This window comes from Kribbella sp. NPDC051137 (genome assembly GCF_040682535.1).
In the GTDB taxonomy this organism is placed as follows: domain Bacteria; phylum Actinomycetota; class Actinomycetes; order Propionibacteriales; family Kribbellaceae; genus Kribbella; species Kribbella karoonensis.
This window is the reverse complement of sequence record NZ_JBFBBI010000007.1, coordinates 39,819-64,506: the sequence shown is the minus strand read 5'-3', so window position 1 is coordinate 64,506 and position 24,688 is coordinate 39,819. Positions and strand designations below refer to the sequence as shown.

Sequence of the window (24,688 nt, the reverse complement as noted above, 5' to 3'; positions counted from 1 at the left end):
TGAACGGAGGCGGCACATGAGCGGGATGACGCGGCGGCGGTTGCTGGGGATCGGCGCCGGCCTGTCGGCGATGGCGGTGGCGGGGTGCGGTTCCAACAGCGGACGGCCCTCCACGAACGGCGGGTCGAAGCCGGCCTTGCAGCAGTGGTACCACCAGTACGGCGAAGCGGGTACGCAGCAGGCGGTCGAGAAGTACGCGAAGGCGTACCCGGACGCGACCGTGACCATCCAGTGGTCTCCGGGCGACTACGAGAAGAAGGCCGCGACCGCGCTGCTCACCGACCAAGGCCCGGACGTCTTCGAGTATCCGAACGGCCCGACGATCGACATGATCAAGGGCAAGCAGGTCGTCGAGCTGACCGATCTGCTCGGCGACGCGAAGAGCGACTTCAACTCCGCGCTGCTGGACCGGATGTCGTACCAGGGCAAGCTGTACGCGATTCCGCAGGTCATCGACATGCAACTGCTCGTGTACCGCAAGAGCATGCTGAGCGCGGCCGGCGTCCAGCCGCCGCAGACCGTGGACGAGCTGCTGGCCGCGGCGAAGAAGCTCACCACCGCCAAGGTCAAGGGCCTGTTCGTCGGCAACGACGGTGGAGTCGGTGTGCTCGGCGGCCCGGCGCTCTGGTCGGCCGGCGTGGACTACCTGACCAAGGACAACCAGTTCGGGTTCGACGACCCGGTCGCCTTCGAGTCGCTGCGCAAGCTGCGCGAGTTCTGGACGTCGAAGGTGTTGTTGCTCGGGGCACCGACCGACTGGTCCGACCCGGCCGCGTTCACGCAGGGCCTGACCGCGATGCAGTTCACCGGCCTGTGGACGCTGCCGGTGATCGAGAAGGCGCTGCCCGGCGACTACGGCGTACTGCCGTGGCCGAAGCTGAACGCGACCACCGGCGCGCCGAGCGTTCCGGTCGGGGCGTACGGCGCCTGCGTGAACGCGAAGTCGAAGAACCTGGACGCGGCGAAGAAGTTCGTCAAGTGGCTGTGGGTGGACCAGACCGACGACCAGCTCGACTTCGCGCAGTCGTACGGCTTCCACGTACCGGCCCGGAAGAGCCTGTCGGCGAAGGCCGAGAAGCTGAAGTCCGGCCCGGCCGCCGACGCGGTCAAGCTGCTGAACGACAACGGCCACCCGCAGAACCCGATGCTCTGGTCACCGAAGGCGAGCTCGGCGTACTCCGACGCGCTGAACAAGATCATCCGCAGCGGCGCCGACCCGGCCGCGGAGATCAAGACCGTCCGCACGGTCACCGAGGCCGAGCTGAAGCGGATCGCCGGATGACGCTCGCCCTGCAACCGCTGACCGACGACGACCGCGAGCTGATCGAGCTGGCCCGCCGTACGGTCGACGCGAACACCGACGGGCCCGACGGCGTCCACACGATGGGCGCCGCGGTCCGCGGGACCGACGGCCGGATGTACGCCGGGATCAACCTGTACCACTTCACCGGCGGCCCGTGTGCGGAGCTGGTCGCGCTCGGCCGGGCCCGCGCCGACGGCGCTCGGGAACTCACCACGATCGTGGCCGTCGGCAACCAAGGCCGCGGCGTGGTCGGTCCGTGCGGCCGCGACCGCCAGGTCTTCGTCGACTACCACCCGGCGATCCGCGTCATCCTGCCGTCACCCGACGGCCCCGGCTCGGTCCTCGCCACGGACCTGCTCCCGGGCGCGTACCGCTGGACGCCTTAGACGCTGGGAATGATGTCCTTCCCGTACGACGTCAGGGTCTGTTCCTTGGCGTCGTGCTGGAGGTACAGGGCGAACTGGTCGACGCCCAGGTCCTTCAGCTCGGCCAGCCGGGACAGGTGGTTCTCGACCGGGCCGAGGAGGCAGAACCGGTCCACCACCTCGTCCGGGACGAACGCCGTGTGCGTGTTCCCGGCGCGCCCGTGCTCGGCGTAGTCGTAGCCCTTGCGCCCCTCGATGTAGTCGGTCAGGGCCTTCGGCACGGCGCTTGACGTCCCGTACCGCGCCACGATGTCGGCCACGTGGTTCCCGACCATCCCCCCGAACCAGCGGGTCTGCTCGCGTTGGTGCTCGAGGTCGTCCCCCACGTACGCCGGCGCGGCGACGCAGAACTTGATCGCCTGCGGATCACGGCCCGCCTGCTCCGCGGCCCGGCGTACCGCGGTGATCATCCACTCCGCGATGTCCGGATCCGCCAGTTGCAGGATGTACCCGTCGCCGACCTGCCCGGTCGCCTCCAGGGCCTTGGGGCCGTACGCCGCCACCCAGACGTCGAGCGCGCCGTCGTCGACCCACGCGAACGTCAGCTGCCGGCCGCGGTACTCGGCCGTCTCGCCGCGGGCCAGCGCCCGTACGACCTCGACGCACTCCTTCAGGTCGGCGATCGTGCCGGGCTTCGCACCGAGCGTCCGGAGGGCCGAGTCGCCGCGGCCGATCCCGCAGATCGTCCGGTTGCCGAACATCTCGTTCAGCGTGGCGAACTGGGACGCGATCACGGTCCAGTCCCGCGTCCCCGGGTTCGTCACCATCGGCCCGACGATCACCCGCCGGGTGGCGGCGAGGATCTGGCTGTAGATGACGAACGGCTCCTGCCAGAGCAGATGCGAGTCGAACGTCCACACGTAGCCGAACCCCGCGTCCTCCGCCTGCCGGGCCAGCTGCACGACCGTGGACGCGGGCGGATCACACTGGAACACCACACCGAAGTCCACGCTCTCCCCCTACATCAGATACGACGAGAGGCCGCGCTTCAGGAACTTCCCGCGTCCCTTGCGGCCATGGTAGTTGCCGTCGGCCACGATCACCTCGCCGCGCGAGATCACCGTGCCCACGCGGCCCTGGATCTCGACCCCTTCGTACGCCGAGTAGTCCATGTTCATGTGGTGCGTCGCGACGCCGATCCGCGTCGTACCGTTCGGGTCGTAGATCACCAGGTCCGCGTCGGAGCCGGGCTGCACGACGCCCTTCCGCGGATACAGCCCGAACATCCGGGCCGGTGTGGTCGCGATCGTCTCCACCCAGCGCTCCAGCGACAGCTTGCCGTCGGCAACACCCTGGAAGACCAGGTCGACGCGGTGCTCGACGCCGCCGATCCCGTTCGGGATCTTGGAGAAGTCGCCGAGGCCGAGCTCCTTCTGGTCCTTCATGCAGAACGGGCAGTGGTCGGTGGACACCACCGCGAGCTCGTTGGTCCGCAGGCCCTTCCACAGGTCCCGCTGATGCGACTCGTGCTTGCTGCGCAGCGGGGTCGAGCAGACCCACTTCGCGCCCTCGAACCCGGGCGCGCCGAGCTGGTCCTCGAGGGTCAGGTACAGGTACTGCGGGCAGGTCTCCGCGAACACGTTGCGGCCCTGGTGCCGCGCGGCCGCGACCTTCTCCAGCGCCTCGCTCGCGGACAGGTGCACGATGTACAGCGGGCAGTCCCGGGCGACCTCGGCGAGCGCGATCGCCCGGTTCGTCGCCTCCGCCTCGAGCGCCGCCGGGCGGGTGATGCCGTGGTAGATCGGGTCGGTCTCGCCGCGCTCGATCGCCTGCTGGACGAGGACGTCGATCGCGATCCCGTTCTCGGCGTGCATCATGATCAGCGCGCCGTTCTCCCGGGCGGTCTGCATCGCGCGCAGGATCTGGCCGTCGTCGGAGTAGAAGACGCCCGGGTAGGCCATGAACAACTTGAAGCTCGTGATGCCTTCGTCGGCGACCAGTTGGTCCATCGCCTTCAGCGCGTCGGCGTCAACGCCGCCGAGGATCATGTGGAACGCGTAGTCGATGTGGCACTCGCCCTCGGTCTTCGCGTGCCAGGCCGCGAGTCCGTCCTGCACCACCTCGCCGGTGCGCTGGATCGCGAAGTCGATGATCGTCGTGGTCCCGCCGTACGCCGCGGCCCGGGTCCCGGTGTCGAACGTGTCGCTGGCCGACGTACCGCCGAACGGCATCTCCATGTGCGTGTGCGCGTCGATCCCGCCCGGGATCACGTACTTGCCGGCGGCATCGATCACCCGGTCCGCGGTGATCGACGGCGTGAAGGACGGGTCGAGGACCGCGACGATCTTCTCGCCCTCGACCAGCACGTCCGCGAGCCGGGTCCCGGTCGGACCGACGACGGTTCCACCCTTGACGAGCAAAGACATCTTCGACAACAACTCCTCTTGAAACTCTTGGAGCACCTACCGGAAGGATGAAAGGGAAGGATGAGGGGAAGAGAGTATCTACGGTTTCGTCAGGTCTCCGTACGCGTCCGGGCGGCGATCACGGTAGAACTGCCAGCGGTCCCGGACCGTGTCCAGCAGGCCGAGGTCCAGGTCGCGGACAATCAGTTCCGGGTCGTGGTCGTGCCCGACCTCGCCGACGAACTTCCCCTCCGGGTCGACGAAGTACGACGTACCGTAGAAGTCGTTGTCGCCGAACTCGGACTCGATGCCGACCCGGTTGATCGCGCCGATGAAGTACTCGTTCGCGACCGCGGAGGCCGGCTGCTCCAGTTTCCACAGGTACGCCGAGAGCCCGCGGCTGGTCGCCGACGGGTTGAACACGATCTTCGCCCCGGCCAGCCCGAGCGCCCGCCAGCCCTCCGGGAAGTGCCGGTCGTAGCAGATGTACACGCCGATCCGGCCCACCGCGGTGTCGAAGATCGGATAGCCCAGGTTGCCCGGCCGGAAGTAGAACTTCTCCCAGAAACCCTTCACCTGCGGGATGTGGTTCTTCCGGTACTTCCCGAGGTAGGTGCCATCGGCATCGATTACGGCGGCGGTGTTGTACAGCACGCCCGGCTGCTCCTGCTCGTACTCCGGCAGCACCATCACCATCCCGAGCTCCCGCGCCAGCGCGGCGAACCGCTCGGTGGTCGGGCCCGGCACGGACTCGGCGTACTCGTAGTACTCCGCGTCCTGTTTCTGACAGAAGTACGGCCCGTAGAACAACTCCTGGAAACAGATCACCCGCGCCCCTTGAGCCGCGGCCTGCCGCGCGTAGTCCTCGTGCGCCTTGATCATGGACTCCTTGTCACCCGTCCACGACGTCTGAACAAGCGCAGCCCTGACAACCTCCGCCACAAGAACCTCCCCAAGTAGCCGAGTCCCCATGCTCCATCCGCCACCACCCACCCGTCAACGGATACCCCCGGTTCCGGCGGGTCCCCACTTGACCGCCCCACGCGGACAGCAGGGATCCTCAGCTCGGCGAGCCGCCCGACGCCAGCGTGACCGCGCGGCGGAGGGTCTCCTCCACTGCTGCAGTGTCGGCGAGTGTCAGTTGCTCCTCCAGCAGGATCGAGCCAGTGGTGCCGTCGGCCGCCGCAAGTACAGCCTCGCCACTGGCCCACAGCGTCACCCGGACCATCCGATCGCTCCCATCAACATCGATCCAAAGTGACGGATTCTCACGATCAGCGGGCGAACGGCTGAGACCGAACTCCACCCCGCGGTCGCCCAAGGCAGCTCGAGACTCGTCGACCCAGTCTGCCGCGTAACTCAGAAGGTCGGTCATAGCTTCGATGCGATCCATTCGATGTTGTGTGCCGACGGGAACTGAGGAAGTGGCTGTCCTCTCTTGGCGGCCAGCCGACCCCGTAACGAGTTCGGTCCTGGTATCTGCGCCCACCCAGGCTTACCTGCCGTAGCCAGTGACGCGTTCGGAACGTCGAACTCCACGTATCTCGAACCGGACCTCGCTTCCTTCATGTACGACTGGACGTTCGCAGGATGCTCAGGCCGGATCGGAGCCTGACGTCGGGTTGTCGTTGGCGTAGGTGTAGCCGAGCATCTGCTGGGGGTCGGCGATGTCGAGCACCGGGTCGACGCTCAGGAACCGGCCGATGGTCGGGTCGTACTCCCGGGCACCGACCGTGGTCAGGCCGGTGTCCTTGTCCTCCGGTTTGCCCAGGAAGCCGTGCTTGTCCGGCCAGGCGGCCGGCGCGATGCCTCGGGGGTCGCCGAACGGCTTGGCGTACCGCTTCGTCGCTGCCAGCGTCGCCGCGTCCACAGCGACCTGCGACGTCTCGTGATAGTCGGTCACCAGCCAGGAGAAGTCCGAGGTCGCCGTCCCGATCGCCGATTTGCGTGCTTCACGGGAAGAGCGCGAGCCACTCGGCCGATTCCCGCCGGAGCCGCTGCCGGAGGTCGTTCAGCCGGCTCGTTCCGAACCGTTCGATCTCCGACAGATCGTCCCCGATGGTCCGCACCGCGGCCTGGACGACGGCGCTGGACAAGGTCGGATCGTCCGCTCCGGCCTCACGAATCACCAGGCCTCTCGCCGGCGGACGCGCGGCGTACTCGGCCGCGTCGAAGACCTGTCGGGCAGCCCAGACCGCCTGCTGGGCGTCGTCGCTCAGCCAGGCTCCGACCGCGTAGGCGACCGCTGCCGCGGCGTTCTGCGCATAGGCTCCCTCCAGGACCCACTCGCCCGGCGCGTCATCGTCCGGAACCAAGTCGACTGCCACCTGTCGAGCGTCGGTCAGATCGCGATCCGCGCCCCCCAGCACCTCCCAGACCTGCTCGACGATCCCGGCCAGTTCCTCCGGGGCGCCCACACCGGCCGCGTCGACGTACCGGCGGTAGAGCGGAAGCAGGCGCTCGGCACAGGCCGCGGCGAAGGCCGCCTTCCCGGCCCGTCCGAGCACACCGATCCGCTCGATCAACTCCCGTTCGTCATATTCCGTCACCCTAGGAAGTATGCCGTCGTCGAGCTCACGATCGTCGCACCCGCTCCCCGCAGGAACTGTCGGCAATCCGGACAGAACGGTCGCGAAGCTGCGATACCCAGCGGCGTCAGTCCTGCCCCCTTGGCGGCGTTGTAGGCCGTGACCTCCGCATGCGCGCCCGGCTCGCGTCCCAGGACCTCACCCGGCTTCGCGAGTGCCTGTTGCACCCTCGTGAGATCGGACTTGGCCCCGCCTCCCAAGGCGTCTCGGCCCTCTCTGGTACCCACGACCGCCGTCGTGCGCTTCGCCTGAGCGATGTCGTCGAGTGCGCCGTGCACTTCCTTGGCGCGTCCCTCCAACCTGCCCAACTCGGCCCCCAGGTTCAGGGCCGGCTTCGCCGTCAGAAGCTTGCCGACAGCCTTGGCCGCGCCTGCTCCGGCAGCGGCACCCGCACCCGCACCGATCGCGCCCGTGACGGCACCTGTGACGGTCTCCTTCGCCAGGTTGGCAGTGCTGAAGGTTTCCTCGTCGTCCAGAGCGACACGCGCCCCGTAGCCGAGGCCGGACCCCGCGGCGCCCGCGATGGCCCCCGCGACGATGACGCATCCGATCCCCGCAGTCGCTCCGCAGAAGGCAATTCCACCCACGACGGCCGCGCCGACAGTGATGGCGGTGCCGATCGTCGAGGCATGTTCCTCGGCCCACTCGTGGGCTTCGTCGATCTTGTCCTCGGCGTCGTTCAGGCGTTTCTTGATCCAGCCGCCGAGGCCGCTGTGCTTCTTCTTGTGGTGGCCTCCGTCGTCGTGGTTGCCGCCGCCGCTACCGTTGTTGGTGCCGCCGTCGTCGTCGCGGTGGGGGTTGGGGTTGTCGTTGACGGCTCCGGCTACTGGGTACTGCTTGTCGACGTCGTCGTCGGTGTAGCCTCCGCCTCCGTCGCCGTCGTGGGCGTTCTGCAGGCCGGTTGGGTCGGAGCCTGACGTCGGGTTGTCGTTGGCGTAGGTGTAGCCGAGCATCTGCTGGGGGTCGGCGATGTCGAGCACCGGGTCGACACTGAGGAAGCGGCCGATGGTCGGGTCGTACTCGCGGGCACCGACCGTGGTCAGGCCGGTGTCCTTGTCCTCCGGTTTGCCGAGGAAGCCGTGTCCGTCCGGCCAACCGCCCGGTGCGACGCCGCGGGGGTCGCCGAACGGCTTGGCGTACCGCTTCGTCGCTGCCAGCGTCGCCGCGTCCACAGCGACCTGCGACGTCTCGTGGTAGTCGGTCACGAGCCAGGAGAAGTCCGAGGTCGCCGTCCCGTTGGCCGAGCGAACGGCGATCGTCTGCCCGTTGAACTCGTACTGGCGCTTGCCCAGCACCTGCCGGGTGGCCTTGTTCAGGGTCAGTTCGAGCTCACCCAGGAACAGGGTTGTCTCCGCCGGGCCGCGGCGGACCAGCAGATTGCCGTCCGCGTCGTACACGTAGTTGGTGTCACCCGACGCGCTCGACAGCTTGGACAGCTTGCCTTGCGCGTTCCAGGCCAGAGTCTGCCCGGGCCGCACGGTCGTGTTGCCCCGCGCGTCGTACTGATAGTCCTTCTGGGCGCCGGCCCCCGTCACCTTCGCCAGCGTGTGCGGCTGATCCGTGTTGTAGGCGTACGTACCGGTGACGTCACCGCCCGCCGAGTGGTCCGTCTGGGTCTGGCGCAGGCCGGTCGGCGTGTACGTCCACGACTGCCAGTACGGCGCGACGCCGCCCAGCGCCATGGTCGTCGGGGCCTTCGTGCAGTCCGCATCGTCTGGTGTCCAGGCCGACGTCAGTCGCAGGTGCCCGTCGTAGTCGAAGCACTGGGTGTCGCCGCCGTCGACGAGATTCTGGTCCTTGGTGACGTTTCCGACCGGGTCGTAGCTGTACAGGTGGTCGGAGACGACCTTCACGTCACCCGCAGTAGTGCGGCTCAGCCGCCTGGTCCCGTCCTCGTACACGTTCGCGATGAACATGTCCGCGTTCGATCCCAGGTCGTACCGGGTGACGTCGCCGAACTGGTTGTAGTCGACGTCGTTCACATAGGTGCCGCGGGTGCTGTGCATCCGGGTCGGCAGGCCCAGGGGGCTGTAGTCGAACTGGACGTCGTCGGCGCCCAGGCCGCCGCCACCGGAGTAGCTGATCAGCGCCGGCGTCTTCGCGTCCGGCTTGTACGCGTAGTTCGTCCAGTAGCTGCCATCGATCTCCACACCCTCGACGGACGGGATGTCCCGGGTCACCTGGGTCGGTTTGTAGAGCACGTTCCGGCTGTTGACGATCGTCCGGTACGCCGGCCCGGTCTTGCCGGCGGTGTAACTGGTCGACATCGCCAACTGTCCCAGCAGACCGGTCTTGTCGTACATCCAGTCGGCGAGCAGATTGGCCGGATCGACGCTCGACCTGTAGAGCCCGGTCTTCCGGTCCAGCGAGTCGTAGGTCGTCACGAGCGTGTTGTTGGTCGAGTCCGTGGTCGAGACCATCCGGTCGCCCTCGTCGTATGTCGAGGTCGTCGTCCCCGTGTCCGGATCGGTGCTCTGGATCTTCCGGCCGCGGAGGTCGTAGGTGGACGTCCAGACGCCGCCGGCTCCTTGCATCCGGGTCATCCGCCCGGCCAGGTCGAACGTGTACGACGTGACGTCCGGCGTACCGGTGGCGGCGTTGCCGTCGTACTCACGCCGCTCGACCACCTGCCCGCGGACATCCGTCACCGTCGAGGTCGCGCTCCCCCCGGCCGGCGGCAACACAGTCGTGGTGTCCCCGCCGTACACCGTGGTGGTGGACCACTTCGGTTGGAGCATGCTCATGAACGTCGACTTCACGACCCGGCCGGTGCCGTCGTACTCGTTGTACGTCTGATCCGGGACGGAGGCGTTGGCAACGTTCACCAGCGTCGCCGCGGGGGCTCCGGAGTCCCAGATGTCCTTGTTGTCGTAGACCACCTGGCCGCGGGAGTCGTAGCGGGACTCGGTGATCAGCCGGCCGCCGTTCGCGCCTGGTGCCTGGGTCTGCCGAGGCCGTAGCAGCGAGTCGAACTGGGCGTACGACGTGACGTATCCGTTCGCTTCGACATTCAGCTGATCGGTCCGCACAGTCGACGCGGCCGTCTGCGACAGCGTGTAGGTGTACTTCGTGTTCGCGAGCATCGTCGACGCCGGGGCCTGGCTCGGCAGCCAGACCGCGGTCAGCCGGCCCAGCGCGTCGTACGCCATCTCGGTGACCTTGCCGTTGGGATCCACGGTCTTGGACGGCAGACCCCACTCGGGACGGTAGGTGGTGGTCGTGGCGAAGTTCGCCGGGGTTCCGCTGTAGGTGTTGACGGTCGGCTGCTTCACGACGGTCTGGGTGAGCGGACCGGACGCCGCGGGGGTGTACTCGGTCGTGGTGACCCGGCCGAGCGCATCCCCTGACGACGTCGCCCGACCGAGAGCGTCGTACGCCTTGGTGCCCGTGGTCTGGTAGATCGGGAGACCGCTCGTGTAGTGGTGCACCCGCTGAACCGTGGTGGCATCACCCTTGGACGCGTCTCCGTACGTCAGGCCGTCGTAGAACGTTCGGACGTCCGACAACACCCGGTCCTCCGGCGGGTTGCCAGACGTCGAGTCGCATGCGCCCGTCGAGGTGACGATCCGCATCGGGAGGGCGACCAGCCACGGCACTGTCTTCTTCGCGTACGCCGTGATCGTGCAGGTCTCGTCGACCTTGGTCGCATCGCCGTAGTCGGTGACCTTGGTCGGCAGGTCGTTGTCCGGGTCGTACGTCGTGGCGACGGTCCGGATCAGGTCCGGCCGGCCACCGTCGCGGTGCACGCGGCTCTGGGTTGCCGACGCACCGGTGAAGTTCGACAGCTTCGTTCCCCCGGGCACTGCCTGCGCGGCCTTCTGGGTGACGACGTAGTCGGTGATGACGCCGGAGACCTCGGTGTTCGAGGTCTCGTTCTGGTAGGTGATCTGCTCGCGCGGGCTGCCCGCCAGCGCGGGCAGGTCCGGCCGCACGGTTCCCGTGGTGTCGACGACGTCGACGTTCTTCGGCGTCGTCGTACCCTCGAGCTTGTCGCCGTCCATACCGCGGAAGTACTTCGTCACCGAGCGGCTGCGCGGCGCCGGATCCGCAGGATCACCGGTGTACGTCGTGACCGTGCTGTAGCCGCGCCAGTCGGACCACGTCTTGTCGTTGTCCTTCAGCATCGCCGACTCGTCGTAGTGCCAGGCAGCGCCACCCGAGTAGACGTACTGGGTCATCATCAGGGCGCCGTTGCCGGTCGGATCCGAGGTCACGACGTTGTCCAGCACGTACTTGTGGAACCAGTCCTCCCGCTCCACCTCACGCGGCGGTGTCCACTTGACCGGGTAGCAGCGCTTGGTGTTGGTGTCCTTGGCCGGCCGCTCCCCGGACATGCACTCCTTGCCCGCGTAGTTCACCGTCACCTTGGCACCGGTCTCGGTGGTGATCTCGTGGATGCGATAGCGGACCAGCCCGTCGAGGCCGTCGGTGGTGGAGTCGACCCGGTTCGCCATCCCGATCGGGCTGAACGTCACGTTCGGCACGCTCAACGCCGTACCGGCCTTGCCGCTGTGGGAGATTCCGGCCAGCCACATCGGAGCGCCGGTGCTGCCGTCGCCCGGCGACGGGAAGGTCAAGTTGGTCTGCCAGAAGTCGACCGCCTGGTACGTCGTGCCGTTCAGTACCTGGGTCTGGATCTGGTACAGACGCTTGCGGGTGAAGAACGTCGGCGACACCTTGTTGGTGCACGCGGTCGTGCCCTCGCACACCTGGTCGAACGGCACGTCCGGCCAGTTGCCCTTCGTCGTGCTGCTGAGCACCGAGCAGTTCGCGAGGCAGCGCTCCGCAGTGGTGAAGACGACCTGCTGCGGCGCCTTCGCGGTCGCGATCGTGGCGTCCCGGAGGCCGTAGTCGATCCGGTTCAGGTAGCCGCCGCGAACGTACGGCGTACCCGGGGACGCGACCCCGTTCTTCGCGTAGTTGTTCGTCTCCTTCGTGTACCAGTACGACATCGCGTTGCCGTGCAGGTCGACGACGTAGTCCAGATTCCAGCGCCAGGCCAGGTCGCAGAACGAGGCCGCGAACGTCGACGCGTGACACGGCTCGCCCGCGTCGTCACCCGCTACCGGCACGGTGTAGACCGAGTTCGTGTACGTCGTCATCGCCGAGTTCAGCTGATGCTTGCCGAAGTAGTACTGCGTGCCGTCGGTCGTCGTCACCCGCCAGTACTCCTTGCGGGCGTCACCGTTGGCGACCGTGCCGATCAGCTTCTCGACCCGGGAGCCGTCGTCGTTCTTGAGCTTCCAGGTGCTCGCACCGGTCACGTCACCGGTTGCCCGGACCAGCTCGTTCGACTTCCCGTTCAGGGTGATCGTCGCGTTGTCGTACTTCCAGCACTGGTCGTACTTGCCGGCGTTCCCGTCCTCGTCGCAACTGGTGTACTTGCGCTCGATGAACGACTCGGTCAGGTCGAAGCCCTCGCCGACCCACGACACCTGGTTGTTCGTCGCCGAGGTCCGGCCGTCGACCGACTGCGCGGAGTACTGGAACGCCAGGCTCGGCGTCGGCCCGGCGGCCGCCGGCGGCATCCTGAGCGGATACGACCAGGTGAAGTCTCCGCTGGACCCGCCGCCGGACCAGCTGGACGCGGAGGAGAGCTGCGTCGCCGCATAGTCGCCCGTGCTCGAGTCCGAGCCGGCCGTCAGAGCGAACACCGAAGGCTGGGCCGCGACAGGTGTCGTCGCCGAGACTGTCTGCAGGTCTGTGTCGTTCGTCGTCTTCAGCGGCGTGCTCGTCGAGCACGCAGGCACGTTCGGCGTCGTCAGGATGCAGGCGGGCAGTGCTACGACCGTGAGGCGCGCAGCCCAATCCGCGCCGAACGCGTTGGCGAAACCGGAGTAGTCGAAGGACAGCTGTACGTCGGATCGCGCTGCCGACGCGGTGGCCTTCACCAGGACACCGCTGACGCCGGCCCGGGCGCTCGCTGCCTGGTCGAGGAACTCGACGTCGACCGTGGTCGTCCGGCCGCCGTTGAGTGATCGGGCGGAAACCGGTCCGCCGGCCCGGGCTCCGGCCGGTTCGACCACCACGCTGCGGTGTCCCGGTGTCGGCCAACTGACTGGCCGGCTGGCCGCGGCGATCGTCTTGCCGACCGCGCTCTTGAGGTCCGCGGACTCGTGCGGAGCGGCGGCGGGCCCGACCGGTTGGACATCCGCGTCGTGTGGCGCCACCGGCTTCGGCAGGCCGGGGCTCCCACCGGAGGACCGTGCCTCGGCCCAGGCCACCGGTCCGGAGACCGCCACGGTGGTGGCGAGCGACAGGCTGACGAGCACCGGCAGGAACCGGGAACGAAGTACACGCATGGTTGGCCTCATCAGGAACAGCTCGATTCGTTGCCGAGGTCGGTGCAGAGCTGGCGTTGCGGTACGACGCCCGAGTAGATCCGCAGGTCGTCGACGAGACCGGCGTACGGGCTGAGCCCCGGCGCCTGGCCGCCGACCACCGTCTTCCCGCTCGTGAACGGAGCGGCGAAGCTGTCGATCCCGCCGTCACCGGATCTGTCGGCAACCTGGAGGACGATCTGGCCGCTGGCAGCGTCGTACTTCGCGACCAGCGCGTTCCAGTCGTCGGCCGTGAACTGATTGGTCGGCTGGGTCACCTCGGTGACCGTTCCGGTCGACGAGTCGGCGGAGGAGCGGGAGAAGACCCACAGGCCCGCGTCGTCGACGGTCGGGCGGTACTCCAGCCGCCAGGAATCCTTCACCGTCCCTGCCTGGTGGACGATCACCTGCGGTTTGGACGGGTCCGTGATCTTCACCCAGGCCGTCACCGTGAAGCTTGCCGATGCGTCGACCACCGGCCGGGCCAGCGAAACGGCCTCCGTGCTCTTCCCGGTGGTGGCCAGCACCCGCCCGCGTTCGAGATCCTCCACGACGGCCGAACTTTGGTCGGTCGTGTCTCCGAAGCCGGAGACGATCATGTTCGAGCCATACACGGAGTCACCGGTCCGCCAGACCCCGTCGGAGCCGGCCGAGACGTTGTCGAACGGGTAATACGCCGTCAGGCCGGCGACGGGCTCATCGGCACCGGACGGACCGGTACGCGGGTCGGCGGCGGCGTGTGCCTCGGCCGCGGACAGGACCCGTGGATAGATCTTCACGTCGTCGATACCTCCGGCGAAGACGCCCTTGGCGGTGCCGACCCGGTACGAGCCGACCTCGACCGTTCCGGCGGCCTTCCACGGCGTGTGGGTGAAGGACGCAGTACCTTGCAGGCGGCCGTTGACGTAGAGCTGGATGGTCTTGTTGCCTGCGTCGACGACGCCGAGCAGGTGCGTCCAGCCGTACATGACCGGCGGAGCGATCGAGTCCACCCGGGCCTGTGCGGCGGTCCAGGAGTCCGAGACGTTCTGGAAGAACGTCCAGCGATTGGCCGACGCGGCGTACCTCAGCACCCCGCCGTAGGCGGCGCTGCCCGTGATCGCGACGATCCCGGAGTCGTTCACGGCGGTGGGCCGCACCCACGCCGAGATACTGAAGCTGCCCGACGTGTCCGCGACCTGGCCGGCGACGCTCGCTCGGTTGTCGCCGGTGTCCTGCCCGTTGAAGACCAGCGATCCACCGACGCGGCCGGCGTCGTCGAACTGAGCACCCGCGACGGTCAGCGGGTGGTTGTTCCCGGACGAGTCGGCGGCCGACGTACCGGAACCTTCGTCGAACGACCATGCCGCGATCGGCGGCAGGCCGGCGCCGACGTTGATCCGGAACTGCCGGGTCGAGCTGGCGTGGGCCACAGCGTCGTGGCTGATCGCGTCGAGTGTCATGTACCCCTGCGCAGGTGTCACCAGCGACACCGTCACAGACCGCCCGTTGACCTTTGTCAACTGCCCGTTGAACCCGTAGCTCAAGGCAACGACATCGGTACTGGTCGACGAGATCGTGTAGGTCACCTTCGCACCGAACGGGACGCTCTCCGGGCACACGTCCGGGGTGGTGCTGTGCAGGCAGTCGGTCAACGCTGTGCCGTTGTAGCTGGCCGTGATGGTCGGTGGCGGCGGAGGTGTGGTGTCTATCTTGAAGTAGCACGTGCCGGACCAGGCCGATGCCAGAGTCCCACCTTGAATGGCATAGAGGGTCCTGGCGCGGTAGGTGTAGAGCGCGCCGGTGGACAGGCCGGTCGGTGCGAGCAACTTGACCAGCACACCGGGCGAGACAGTCGTGCTCTGCGTGTACCAGATCTGCTGGGACTGGCTGATGATCTGGAACTGGACGACGATCGCGGCACTGCTGTCACCGGCGCCGACCAGTCCCTTGCCGGAGAGCTGCGGCCGCAACGAGGCAACAACCATCGGGTTGCTCGACGTCGAGCACGGGCCGGGCACATCGGTCTGTGTCGCGGAGCCCAGCTCGTACGCCGGCAGCGGGTACGCGACGTACTCGATGATGAGCTTGCCGGTGCTGTCGAACTGCTTCCAGGCGATCTCATCGGCCTCGTTGGTCGCCCGCAACCGGAAGGTCGCGGTCCGGCCGTTGGCCGTGGAGGTGTACTGGACCGAATTCGTGACGTCGAACTCGACTCCGGCGGCCGGGCACGAGGAGCTGTACCCGTTGGCGCCGTTGTAGGTTGCGACATCGGCCTGGCTGGCGGGTTGCTTGTTCCAGGTCGTCGCCGACGAGATCGGACCGGTGCGGGAAACGGTGACCGATCGCGCGCTGCAGCTCGCGGAATGGACCTCGAAGGTCTTCAGCGACGCGCTGATGATCTTCTTGTTCGTGTACGGCGAGACGTCGAACTGGAAGAACGAGCGGACGATCTTGTTCTGTTCGAACCCTTCGTACCCGACGCCCAGGGTGTGGCTGGTCAACCAGAACGACGTGGTCGGGTAGAGCTCCCAAGCCGCCGTCCAGCCGTTGCGGTTCACCTCCTTGATCATCGGGTCCAGTACGACGGGGAAGACCGTGGCCGGATCGGTCAGCAGTGCCCGGTCCGGGACGACGGTGAGGCCGTCCCGGCTGCCGTCGAGGTCCATCAGGGCACGCTTCGCCCGCGCGCCCGGCCCGTCGGCGACAGCCGCGGCGGTCGACCTCGCCTTGCTCGCAACCGACCCGGTCGAGTCCCACATCAACGCCTCGCCGACGCTGAACACCTGCTTTCCGGAGGCATCGACGTACGCCGGCCGGCCGGGCTGACCTGTCCGCAGCTCGAGGTTCTGCGTCGCGACCGGAAACATGAGGCTTCGTAGCGCCGGGTTCAACGCGGCGGCCCGGTTCTTGACGACGAGGTTGTAGCTGAAACCCTCCTCGGCGGCGTCGACGACCAGGTCGACGCCCGTCAGGACCTCGCCGTACGTCGCCTTCGAGCCGCTGATCGTGGGCGCCGGCAACGACCAGGGCGACCTGAGCTCGAACACCGCGTCGCCCTCGCGGAAGCGAGCGAGGACACCGGAACCGCCGCCGGAGAACGCCACGTCGGAGACCGACGCGCGGGGGACGAACATGCCGTCCGGACGCGCCGCCAGCGTGGTGTCGATCGGCACCCATCCGGAGTCCTTGTGCACCCGCACCGGCCGGTTCGAGAGCTCCGCGCTCAAAGTGCCGTTGGGTGTCGCCACGGTCCGCGAGTACTCCGTGGTCTTCTCCTCGACCTCGATCGCGGTCCGGTACTGCACCGCGAGCCGAGTCGCCTCGGCGACCGTCTTCGCGGACTTCGGCGGACCGGACGGCTTGGCCGCGTGACTCGCGGGCACCGCGACCAGACCGGCAGCAGTAACCGCCAGGACCGACAGGACACCGATCTGCCGCGTGAGCGCGCGCAGAGTCCACCTATGTGACGTCATAACCCCACCCCTGAAGTGACAACAGCAGAACTGCCAGCACCCCCGAGGTGCGCCGCTCAGGAACCTGAGGGCTTGCTGAGGATGACTGACGGCCACTCAGCGGGTCAAGAAACTTGCAGCAAGTGACAGAGATCGCCGGTAGGTCTGGTGCCGATGACGGAAACGTGCTCCGTCAGAGGGTTCGCGGAGGCTCTGCGACGACTCGGCCGCCTACGGTTGCGTGGGTTGGGGGGTGCCAGGTGGTGTGGAGGTGGGAGCCGGCGCCCTGGATGATGTGGAGGTCGCGGGCTAGGTGGGCGGTCAGTTGGGTGACCGCCGAGCCGGTGGCTTCGTCTTCTTCGACGTTCATCGCGGGGGCGAAGGCGCGGGCGCGGATGATGCCGGCGGGCTCGTTCTGCCAGGACCAGAGGAAGGTGTGGCCGGCTGCGTAGGACGCCGGGTCGGCGGCGAGGACCTCGTCGGGGGTCGACAGTTGGTGCCAGTCCCAGGATGAGCCCCAGGTGGTGTCGGCTCGTACGGCGTAGACGTCGCCGGTGCGGGTAACTTGGATGGAGCCGGCGGGGACGTGGAGGGCGTGGACCGGGTGGCCGTGGGTGTGGAGGTAGGCGGCGGCGCCGACGGTGGGGTGGCCGGCGGAGGGCATTTCCCCGGTAGCTGAGTAGATACGGAGCGTGCCGGTGGCGGCGTCGTCGACGTACACGGTCTCGCTGTAACCGAGGGTCGCGGCGACGGCCTGCCGGTCGGACTCGGGGACGAGCGAGCCGTCGACGATGCCCAGAGGGTTGCCGAACCGGCCGTCGGGGTCGGTGAAGACCCGGACGACCTCGACGTGCAGGTTCGTCAACTAGAGAACGGCGATCGCGGCGACGACGGCGATCAGGATCACCGCGGCACCGACGACGGCCAGCACCCGGCCGTTGATCTTCGGTTCGCTCTTCGCCTCGGTCTGGCCCTCGTTGACGAAGGCGCGGAACATCTGCGTGCTCGCGCCCGGGTCCTGCTCGTTCTCCACGTTCTGCGGGACGTTCTGGTCAGCCATGGCCCAAGACCCTACCTGCCCCGGGTACCCGGCCGGCAGCCCGCCCGCCGAGACCTCACGCAGACCTGATGTACCATTTGGTACATGCGCTTCGATCACTCCACCACGATCCAGGCCGCCCCCGAGCGGGTCTGGGAGGTCTTCAGCGACGTCGAGCGGTGGCCCGACTGGACCCCGACCGTCGAGTCCGTCGAGCGGCTGGACGCGGGCCGGATCCACGTCGGCGCCCGCACCCGGATCCGCCAGCCCAAGCTCCCGGTGGCCGTCTGGGAGATCACCGAGCTCAAAGAAGGCGAGTACTTCGAATGGGTCTCGAAGGCTCCCGGCATCAAGACCACCGGCGGCCACCGCGTGATCAGTACGCCGGAGGGCACCGTCGCGACCGCGACGATCGTCCAGGAAGGCCCGCTCGGCTGGCTGTTCGGCAAGCTGTACGCCGGTCTGACCAAGAGCTACATCGAGACCGAGACCGCCAAGCTGAAAGAGATCAGTGAGTCGGGCAACGCTGCTGGCTGAGGCGGTCGAGCACTTCGCGAAGAACGGGATCGGCGACGCGAGCCTGCGCGCGATCGCGACCTCGATCGGCACGAGTCACCGGATGCTGATCTACCACTTCGGCTCCCGCGAGGGCCTGCTGGCCGAAGTGGTCCGCACCGTCGAGCAGCAACAACGCGACCTGCTCGCCGACCTGTCGGACCTGCCGATCGAGGAGCAGGCCGAGCAGTTCTGGCGGCGGGTGACCGAGGCCGCCCTGGTCTACGGCCCGCTGTTCTTCGAGTTGAGCGCGCACGCGATGCAGGACCTGCCGCACACCGAGCCGCTCAAGGCCGACCTGATCAACGTCTGGTTGCCGCCGCTCACGGAGCTGTGCATCCGGGCCGGCCTCCCCGCCGATCAGGCACCGGCGTACGCGCGACTCGGTCTGGCGGCGTCCCGCGGCCTGCTGTTCGACCTGCTGCTGACCGGTGACCGCGCGGGCGTCGACGAGGCGTCCGCGCTGCTCAACCGGCTGTTCACGCTCCAGCTTCGGTAGGTACGTCGACCCGGCCGGCGACGATCGGCAGCCGCGAGTCCCGCAGTACGGCGACGAACGCGAACGGCCGGTCGAACGCGACCTCGAGCCGCCGCTGCCTGCCGGTCACCATCGCGGCCCGGGTCATCGCCATCGCGGTCACCGCCGCCGCCTCGAACCCGGTCGCGAAGAACCGGGCGAGCACCCGCTGCTGCGCCTGGTCGATCCGCAGCGGCGTCGGGCTGAGCGCGCTGAAATGCCCCTGCGCGCCGGGATCCGACGACACGGTCGTCAGCCCGAAGATCTCCCGCGACTCCATCAGGTCGTGCCGCACGTCGATGCTGAACGCCGGCAACGAGACCTGTACCTGTTGCCGCGACGCCGTCGTCTCCCCGATCCGCACTCCGGGCGCAGCCTGCGAGCCGACGTCGCCCTGGTCGATCAGCTCAGCACCGGACTGTCCGCCGTCGGGATCGGACGCGGCGTCCAGCAGACCTGCCAGTACGTCGGACTGCGCCGTCTCCGGCTGACCGATCCCCAGCAGTACGTCGACGTCCGCGTCACCGGCGACCGTGACGACCGTGAGGTCGTCGTACCGGCGGACCGACTCGAGGTCGGTCGCGGAGCGCTCGAGCCAGCGCCAGGAGCCTGCCCACGGACCGTCGGGGATCCGGCGGGTGTGTTCCGTGAACGGGCTGACCCAGTTCGTCCGCAGCAGGATCGCGGACGCCAGCAGGAGTTCGACGCCGCCGTTCAGGTCGACCGGCATCTCCCGGATCAGGTCGTCCGTGTGCTCGGCCGCCCAGGCGTCCAGCTTCGGCTTGTCGACGGCGGGCTTGCCGGTCAGCATGCCGACCAGCGGCGCGGGCACCACGCTGTCGAAGCTCTCCGCGAGCTTCAGCTGCTCGTCGACCCACACACCGAGCGCCGCGTACAGGTCGGAGGATCGCTCGATCGCCTCGATCAACCGGATCGCGTCCGTCGCGCCGGTCGACGGGTCCACTCCGGCGGCGGTCGCCAACTCCGTACGCCCCGGCTCGTCCGCCCCGGTCGCCAGCATCGCGATCAGCGGCCAGACCCCGAGCCCGGCGACCACGGTGTTCCCGGCGGGCAGCACCCGCGCCCAGCGGCTGGTGAGCTCGTTGACTGCACGCACCACGTCGGCATCCATACATCCACCCTGCCACGCCCGGACACCCTCTTACGAGAAATTCACCCAGCCCGCGACCACAGGCACGCCCGTCGGCCGGTGCACCGCGACGAAGCCGAACGGCCGTTCCAGGTTCACGTACAGCGCCTTCGCGTCGAATGTCGGCGCAGCACCGGCCGCCATCGCCATCGCCGACACGGCCGCCGCCTCGAACCCGGTCGCGGAGAAGCGCGCCATCACGACCTGCCGCGCCTGGTCGATCGCCAGCGGCTGCGGACTCAGCCCGGGAAAGTGCCCGCGGGTCTTGTCGGACGCCGCCGTCAGCCCGAACACGGCCGGATGCGCCAGCAGGTCGTGCTCCGCGTCGATCTCGAAGTACGGCATCGAGAGGATCACCGCCGGCCGCATCGCCTCGATCACCTCGATCCCGGGCGCGGACCGCTCCGACGCAAGCACCTCGGCACCGGGCGTCCCGTCGTCGTCCAGCGTCAGCGCCGCGGCCAGCACCGGAGCCCGTCCGCCGTCTCCGACCACCAGGCGTACGTCGAACTCGCCGGCGCCCCGCACCGTGACGACGGTCAGCGGACCCGCCGCGCTGTCGTGCACCTGCAGGCTGTCCAGGTCGTCGTCGGACCGGCTCAACCAGCGCCGGTCGCCGCGCGGATACTCCTGGAACGGCAGCTCCCAGTCGGTCCTCAACGCCAGCGCGGACGCCAGCACCAGCAGTACGTCGGGTGTCACCTGGACCGGCATCCGCTGCAGCAGCCCGTCCGTCTGCTCCGCGACCCACGCGTCGAGCGCGGCCTGATCGGTCAGCGTCCCGCGGACCTCGGGCGGCAGGAACCGGTCGACGCCGGCCTGCAACTCGATCTCCGGCCGCGTCCACAGCCCGAGCGCCATCCGCAGGCCGGGTGCCTCGAGCAGACCGCCGTACCGCTCGCCGGCCGCCTGCGCCAGCTCGGTGTGGGCCGGCTCGTCCGCGACCTCGGCAAGCATCGCGAGCAGCGGCTGCACACCGAGCCCGGAGATCACGGTGCTGTCCTCGCCGGGCAGCTCGGCGATCCAGTGCGCGGTCAGTCGGCCGATCTGCTGAGCATCCACTCACACATCCTCGCGCATCCGCGTTGAACCCGCATGAAGCGAACGTTCGAGCCCAAGCCGGTACGCCGGTCCGCGGCCGGCAGATGCCGCCGATGGGGGGTGTCAGAGGGTGTCTGAAACGAGCTCGCCGGACTCCGCCGTGCGCGGCGTCCGCCGCCGCACGATCGTGCACGCCATCCCGCCGATCACCAGCACCGCCGCGATCGCCTGCTGCGGCCCGACCGCCTCGCCGCGCAGTACCCAGGCCGCGGACATCCCGACGACCGGCACCAGCAACGAGAACGGCGCGACCGTGCTCGCGTCGTACTGCCGCAGCAGGTAACCCCAGACTCCGAACCCGAACAGCGTCGCCGCGAACGCGAGGTACGCGATCGCTCCGATCCCGCTCGCCTTCAGCCCTCGAATGGCGTCGACGTCGACGTGCGCGCCCTCCGTGAGCAGTGAGAGCAGCAGCAGCGGTACGACGGCGACCGCGCTGACCCACACCATGAAGCGCAGCGTGTCCGGTGGCTTCGCGTATCGGGTGATCGTGTTCGACACACCCCAGAAACCGGCCGCGACGATCACCAGCGCGATGGCTCCGACCGGCGCCGACAGCTTCTTGTCGAGCACGATCAGCACGATCCCGGCGCACGCGACCGCGATGCCGACGATCTGCGCGGGCCGCGGACGTTCCCGCAGCACGGCGATCGCGAACAGCACCGTGAAGATCACCTGGCTCTGCAGCACCAGCGAGGACAGACCGGCCGGTACGCCGTGGTCCATCGCGATGAACAGCAACCCGAACTTGGCGACGCCGAGCGCCAGCCCGACGCCCACGACGTACCGCCAGGGGACACGCGGCTTGCCGAGCAGGAAGATCGCCGGAACGGCCGCGAAGAAGAACCGCAGCGCGGACAACAGCAACGGCGGGACGCCTTCCAGGCCGACCTCGATGACGACGAAGTTGATGCCCCAGACAACGACGACAGCGAGCGCGAGGAGCAGGTCACGAGGCTTCATACGGTCCAGTGTCGGCGGGAGTACACTTAAGAACCAGCACCGATTGCTACCGTCATCACTGTAGGAGCGCTACATGATCGATCTCGGCCGGTTGCGCGCCCTGCACGCCGTCGCGCTGTACGGATCGGTCAATCGTGCGGCCGAGGTGCTCGGGTACACGCCCTCCGCGGTGTCGCAGCAGCTCGCGAAGCTGGAGCGGGAGACACGGACGACGCTGGTCGAGCGGCAGGGGCGCGGGATCGTACTGACGGACGCGGCGCGCCAGCTGGCGACGACGGCCGGACGCATTCTCGAACTGGTCGAAGACGCGGAGCTGACCCTGGAGGAGCAGCGCGGGCAGGCGATCGGGACGTTGAGCATCGCCGCGTTCCCGACGGCAGCGCGCGGGCTGCTGCCGGCGGCGCTGGCCCGGCTGGTCCACGATCATCCCGGTCTGGACGTCCGAGTCCTGGAGACGGACCCGTTCGAGGGTGTCGCGGCGGTGAACCGCGGCGAGCTCGACATCGCGATCGTGCACGACTGGCACAACACCCCGCTCGGTCTGCCCGACGGATTGTCGCGGACGAAGCTCGGCGCCGACCCGGCCGACGTGCTCGTACCGGCCTCGCATCGCCTGGCCGGCAAGGAGTTCGTCCGTGCGGAGGACCTGGTCGGCGAGCGCTGGATCTGCCAGCCGGCCGGCTCGATCTGCCACGAGTGGCTGATCCGGACGATGCGCCGCGCGGGCGTCGAGCCGGAGGTCGCGTACTCGGTCGCGGAGTACCAGACCCAGCTCGCGATGCTCGCCCGCGGGCTCGGCGTCGGCCTGCTCCCCCGGCTCGGCCGCGGCCCGGTCCCGGACGGCGTGGTCGTCGTGCCACTGCAACCCGCCCCGAGCCGGCGGCTGTACGCCGTCTGGCGGACCACCACGTCCCGCCGCCCCGCGATCACGGTCGCGCTCGACACCCTGAAGGCCGCCTGGCCGGACCGCGACACGGCGTGAGCCATTGACAACACTCCGCGACAACCTCTAGGTTCACTTGAACTGTTAGGAAACCTTCCTAATCATTCTCCCCCGACGCCCCTCGGAGGAAGTTCATGCTCCCTACCCTGATCGCCGGCGCGTTACTGGCCGTCTCGACCGTCCTGCCTCCCCAGGCCGCCTCGGACGTCAGCACGTCCGCCGAACTCAAGGCCGCGCTGGCGAACGCCAAGCCCGGCGACACCATCAAGCTTGCCGACGGCACCTATACCGGAAACTTCAAGGCAACGGTTTCCGGAAAGTCCGGAAACCCGATCACGATGACCGGTTCCGCCGGCGCGGTCCTGACCGCGAGCGGCGGCTACGGCCTGCACCTGAACGGCGCGTCGTACTGGAACGTCCGCGGCATCACGGTCACCGGCGGCCAGAAAGGCATCATGGTCGACGGCGCCGCGCACGTCACGATCGACGGCGTGACCGTGCACGGCCTCGACATGGAGGGCGTGCACTTCCGGAACAGCTCGACGTACGGCGTGATCAAGAACTCGCGCATCTACGACACCGGCAACGACGGTCGCGGGATGGGCGAAGGCGTGTACGTCGGCAGCGCGGGCGGTACGTCGGACAGGTCCGACCACGTGCAGATCGTCGGCAACACGATCGGCCCGGACGTCGGCGGCGAGGCGGTCGACCTGAAGGAGGGGACGACCGGCGGCCTGGTGTCCGGGAACAGCTTCGACGGCAAGGGCCTGACCGGCGCGAACTTCGACGACAGCTGGGTCGATGTCAAAGGCAACGACTACGTGATCGAGAACAACACCGGCAAGAACACCACGAACAACGGGTACGAGACACACAGCCAGCAGTCCGGGTGGGGTTGCGGGACGGTGTTCCGCGACAACAGGTCCGACCTCACCGGCGCGACCGGGAGCGGGCGGTACGCGTTCAACATCACCAACTACGACGCGGCCGGCTGCACGGTGACGGTTGCCCGCAGCAACACGATGACCGGCGGCAGGGCCCTCACGAATCCGGGCATCCCGGTCAGCTGACGAAGACTCCCCGGCCGTCCTGCCCGGCGGCCGGGGCCCGGCCCGGCTGACCCGCCCCGGCAGCCGGGCCGGCAAGCACCCGCAACTTCTCCTCGGTCTCCTCGTCGGCCGCCGTGTAGACGGTCGCCCGCAACTGGCCGAGCTGCGACAACCACAGGTTGACCGGCTCGATCCGCAGTACGCCGGCCGTCGCGTTCTCCAGCAACTTGATCCGGGTGCTCGGCGCGGCGACCTCGTACCGTTCCCAGAGCTCCGCGAACAACGGCGAACCGGCGCGCAACCGCTCGACCAGGTCCTGCCAGGCCGGCTCCCCCACATGATCCGCCATCGCCGCCCGGAACCCGGCGACCATGTGCAGCTTCATCGACTCGGACTCGACGAAGCTGCAGCGCCACTCGCGCGACACGAACGTCACCCAGAGCATGTTGCGCTCCTCGACCGGAATCTCCCGCAGGTCCAGCACCACCCGGCAGTACGCCTCGTTGAACGCGAGGATGTCGTACCGCGCGTTCAGCACCAGCGCCGGGTACGGCGCGACCGCGTCGAGCGTCTTCTGCACCGAGGACGGCAACACCGCGCACTCGGTCCGGGACGGCCCGACCTGCACACCGGCGAGCGTGAAGAGGTGGTTGCGCTCCTGCCGATCGAGCCGCAGGGTGTCCGCGACCGCCTCGAGCACCTGCGCCGAGACGTTGATGTCACGCCCCTGCTCCAGCCACGTGTACCAGGTGACACCCACGCCGGCGAGCAGCGCGACCTCTTCGCGCCGCAGGCCCGGCGTACGGCGGCGGCCGCCCGGGGCGAAGCCCACCTCGTCCGGCCGGATGCGTTCGCGCCGGCTCCGCAGGAACATCCCGAGCTCGTGACGCCGCTGTCCGCGGTCGACGGTGGTTCTGTCGGTGGCGGCTGGAACAGTGGTCATGGCACCATCATGA

20 protein-coding genes are annotated in these 24,688 nt (G+C 68.5%); 6 read left to right on the top strand and 14 right to left on the bottom strand.

From position 1 onward, the window contains the following. Positions 1–16 precede the first annotated feature (16 nt). Together AB0M51_RS35615 and AB0M51_RS35610 are read left to right on the top strand one after the other, a co-directional pair. The gene (locus AB0M51_RS35615; protein WP_344198629.1) at positions 17–1,282 is read left to right on the top strand and encodes a sugar ABC transporter substrate-binding protein; all 1,266 of its coding nucleotides are present in this window, start codon (positions 17–19) and stop codon (positions 1,280–1,282) included. Then, the gene (locus tag AB0M51_RS35610) at positions 1,279–1,689 is read left to right on the top strand and encodes a cytidine deaminase (protein WP_344198631.1); all 411 of its coding nucleotides are present in this window, start codon (positions 1,279–1,281) and stop codon (positions 1,687–1,689) included. Before AB0M51_RS35615 ends, AB0M51_RS35610 begins: the two co-directional genes overlap by 4 nt. On the opposite strand, the gene AB0M51_RS35605 is transcribed toward AB0M51_RS35610, so the two are convergent. The 10 genes from AB0M51_RS35605 to AB0M51_RS35560 all read right to left on the bottom strand — a co-directional run bounded on the left by AB0M51_RS35605 (position 1,686) and on the right by AB0M51_RS35560 (position 17,475). Continuing rightward, positions 1,686–2,678 (bottom strand): TIGR03842 family LLM class F420-dependent oxidoreductase, encoded by a 993-nt coding sequence (locus tag AB0M51_RS35605; protein WP_344198633.1) that lies wholly within the window; start codon positions 2,676–2,678, stop codon positions 1,686–1,688. The genes AB0M51_RS35610 and AB0M51_RS35605 overlap by 4 nt on opposite strands. 9 nt (positions 2,679–2,687) lie before the next feature. Beyond that, positions 2,688–4,094 (bottom strand): dihydropyrimidinase, encoded by a 1,407-nt coding sequence (gene hydA, locus AB0M51_RS35600; protein ID WP_344198635.1) that lies wholly within the window; start codon positions 4,092–4,094, stop codon positions 2,688–2,690. A 78-nt stretch (positions 4,095–4,172) separates the two neighbouring features. Beyond that, the gene (locus AB0M51_RS35595) at positions 4,173–5,015 is read right to left on the bottom strand and encodes a nitrilase-related carbon-nitrogen hydrolase (RefSeq protein ID WP_344198637.1); all 843 of its coding nucleotides are present in this window, start codon (positions 5,013–5,015) and stop codon (positions 4,173–4,175) included. A gap of 118 nt (positions 5,016–5,133) precedes the next feature. Then, complete coding sequence (locus AB0M51_RS35590) at positions 5,134–5,448, bottom strand: hypothetical protein (RefSeq protein WP_344198639.1); 315 nt, start codon at positions 5,446–5,448, stop codon at positions 5,134–5,136. Positions 5,449–5,667: 219 nt separating this feature from the next. Continuing rightward, a complete protein-coding gene (locus AB0M51_RS35585) occupies positions 5,668–5,976 on the bottom strand; it encodes an RHS repeat-associated core domain-containing protein (protein ID WP_344198641.1) in 309 nt (102 codons plus the stop codon). 49 nt (positions 5,977–6,025) lie between these two features. Then, positions 6,026–6,622, bottom strand: a complete 597-nt coding sequence (locus tag AB0M51_RS35580) for a DUF416 family protein (RefSeq protein ID WP_344198643.1) — start codon at positions 6,620–6,622, stop codon at positions 6,026–6,028. Then, on the bottom strand, positions 6,619–12,963 hold the full coding sequence (locus AB0M51_RS35575) for an RHS repeat-associated core domain-containing protein (protein ID WP_363752562.1): 6,345 nt from the start codon (positions 12,961–12,963) through the stop codon (positions 6,619–6,621). The genes AB0M51_RS35580 and AB0M51_RS35575 overlap by 4 nt, the downstream gene beginning before the upstream one ends. 11 nt (positions 12,964–12,974) lie before the next feature. Beyond that, positions 12,975–16,436, bottom strand: coding sequence for a LamG-like jellyroll fold domain-containing protein (locus tag AB0M51_RS35570; protein ID WP_363752559.1), 3,462 nt, complete (start codon positions 16,434–16,436; stop codon positions 12,975–12,977). 172 nt (positions 16,437–16,608) lie between these two features. After that, complete coding sequence (locus tag AB0M51_RS35565) at positions 16,609–17,280, bottom strand: PhzF family phenazine biosynthesis protein (RefSeq protein ID WP_363752556.1); 672 nt, start codon at positions 17,278–17,280, stop codon at positions 16,609–16,611. Then, positions 17,281–17,475, bottom strand: coding sequence for a hypothetical protein (locus AB0M51_RS35560; RefSeq protein WP_363752553.1), 195 nt, complete (start codon positions 17,473–17,475; stop codon positions 17,281–17,283). 84 nt (positions 17,476–17,559) lie between these two features. On the opposite strand from AB0M51_RS35560, the gene AB0M51_RS35555 reads away from it, so the two are divergent. Further along, positions 17,560–17,991, top strand: a complete 432-nt coding sequence (locus AB0M51_RS35555) for an SRPBCC family protein (protein WP_344198653.1) — start codon at positions 17,560–17,562, stop codon at positions 17,989–17,991. Continuing rightward, entirely contained in the window at positions 17,966–18,508 is a 543-nt protein-coding gene (locus AB0M51_RS35550; RefSeq protein ID WP_363752549.1) for a helix-turn-helix domain-containing protein, read from the top strand. The genes AB0M51_RS35555 and AB0M51_RS35550 overlap by 26 nt, the downstream gene beginning before the upstream one ends. Here the strand turns inward: AB0M51_RS35550 and AB0M51_RS35545 are convergent. From AB0M51_RS35545 to AB0M51_RS35535, 3 genes are all read right to left on the bottom strand, one after another. Then, positions 18,489–19,658 (bottom strand): serpin family protein, encoded by a 1,170-nt coding sequence (locus AB0M51_RS35545; protein WP_363752546.1) that lies wholly within the window; start codon positions 19,656–19,658, stop codon positions 18,489–18,491. The genes AB0M51_RS35550 and AB0M51_RS35545 overlap by 20 nt on opposite strands. A 30-nt stretch (positions 19,659–19,688) precedes the next feature. Beyond that, positions 19,689–20,738, bottom strand: a complete 1,050-nt coding sequence (locus AB0M51_RS35540; RefSeq protein ID WP_363752543.1) for a serpin family protein — start codon at positions 20,736–20,738, stop codon at positions 19,689–19,691. A 102-nt stretch (positions 20,739–20,840) separates the two neighbouring features. Beyond that, on the bottom strand, positions 20,841–21,740 hold the full coding sequence (locus tag AB0M51_RS35535) for an EamA family transporter (protein ID WP_363752540.1): 900 nt from the start codon (positions 21,738–21,740) through the stop codon (positions 20,841–20,843). A gap of 73 nt (positions 21,741–21,813) precedes the next feature. Between AB0M51_RS35535 and AB0M51_RS35530 the strand changes: the two genes are divergently transcribed. After that, positions 21,814–22,722 (top strand): LysR substrate-binding domain-containing protein, encoded by a 909-nt coding sequence (locus AB0M51_RS35530; protein WP_344198664.1) that lies wholly within the window; start codon positions 21,814–21,816, stop codon positions 22,720–22,722. 95 nt (positions 22,723–22,817) lie between these two features. After that, the gene (locus AB0M51_RS35525) at positions 22,818–23,753 is read left to right on the top strand and encodes a right-handed parallel beta-helix repeat-containing protein (protein WP_363752537.1); all 936 of its coding nucleotides are present in this window, start codon (positions 22,818–22,820) and stop codon (positions 23,751–23,753) included. Here AB0M51_RS35525 and AB0M51_RS35520 read toward each other — a convergent pair. Next, a complete protein-coding gene (locus tag AB0M51_RS35520; RefSeq protein WP_363752534.1) occupies positions 23,746–24,675 on the bottom strand; it encodes a helix-turn-helix transcriptional regulator in 930 nt (309 codons plus the stop codon). The two genes, AB0M51_RS35525 and AB0M51_RS35520, sit on opposite strands and share 8 nt — an antisense overlap. Positions 24,676–24,688 lie beyond the last annotated feature (13 nt).

Bases quoted from the DNA above. Each gene is read 5' to 3' on its own strand.
- AB0M51_RS35615 (WP_344198629.1), top strand. From the start codon at position 17: ATGAGCGGGATGACGCGGCGGCGGTTGCTGGGGATCGGCGCCGGCCTG.
- AB0M51_RS35610 (WP_344198631.1), top strand. From the start codon at position 1,279: ATGACGCTCGCCCTGCAACCGCTGACCGACGACGACCGCGAGCTGATC.
- hydA (WP_344198635.1), bottom strand. From the start codon at position 4,094: ATGTCTTTGCTCGTCAAGGGTGGAACCGTCGTCGGTCCGACCGGGACC.
- AB0M51_RS35590 (WP_344198639.1), bottom strand. From the start codon at position 5,448: ATGACCGACCTTCTGAGTTACGCGGCAGACTGGGTCGACGAGTCTCGA.
- AB0M51_RS35575 (WP_363752562.1), bottom strand. From the start codon at position 12,963: ATGCGTGTACTTCGTTCCCGGTTCCTGCCGGTGCTCGTCAGCCTGTCG.
- AB0M51_RS35570 (WP_363752559.1), bottom strand. From the start codon at position 16,436: ATGACGTCACATAGGTGGACTCTGCGCGCGCTCACGCGGCAGATCGGT.
- AB0M51_RS35560 (WP_363752553.1), bottom strand. From the start codon at position 17,475: ATGGCTGACCAGAACGTCCCGCAGAACGTGGAGAACGAGCAGGACCCG.
- AB0M51_RS35555 (WP_344198653.1), top strand. From the start codon at position 17,560: ATGCGCTTCGATCACTCCACCACGATCCAGGCCGCCCCCGAGCGGGTC.
- AB0M51_RS35545 (WP_363752546.1), bottom strand. From the start codon at position 19,658: ATGGATGCCGACGTGGTGCGTGCAGTCAACGAGCTCACCAGCCGCTGG.
- AB0M51_RS35535 (WP_363752540.1), bottom strand. From the start codon at position 21,740: ATGAAGCCTCGTGACCTGCTCCTCGCGCTCGCTGTCGTCGTTGTCTGG.
- AB0M51_RS35530 (WP_344198664.1), top strand. From the start codon at position 21,814: ATGATCGATCTCGGCCGGTTGCGCGCCCTGCACGCCGTCGCGCTGTAC.
- AB0M51_RS35525 (WP_363752537.1), top strand. From the start codon at position 22,818: ATGCTCCCTACCCTGATCGCCGGCGCGTTACTGGCCGTCTCGACCGTC.
- AB0M51_RS35520 (WP_363752534.1), bottom strand. From the start codon at position 24,675: ATGACCACTGTTCCAGCCGCCACCGACAGAACCACCGTCGACCGCGGA.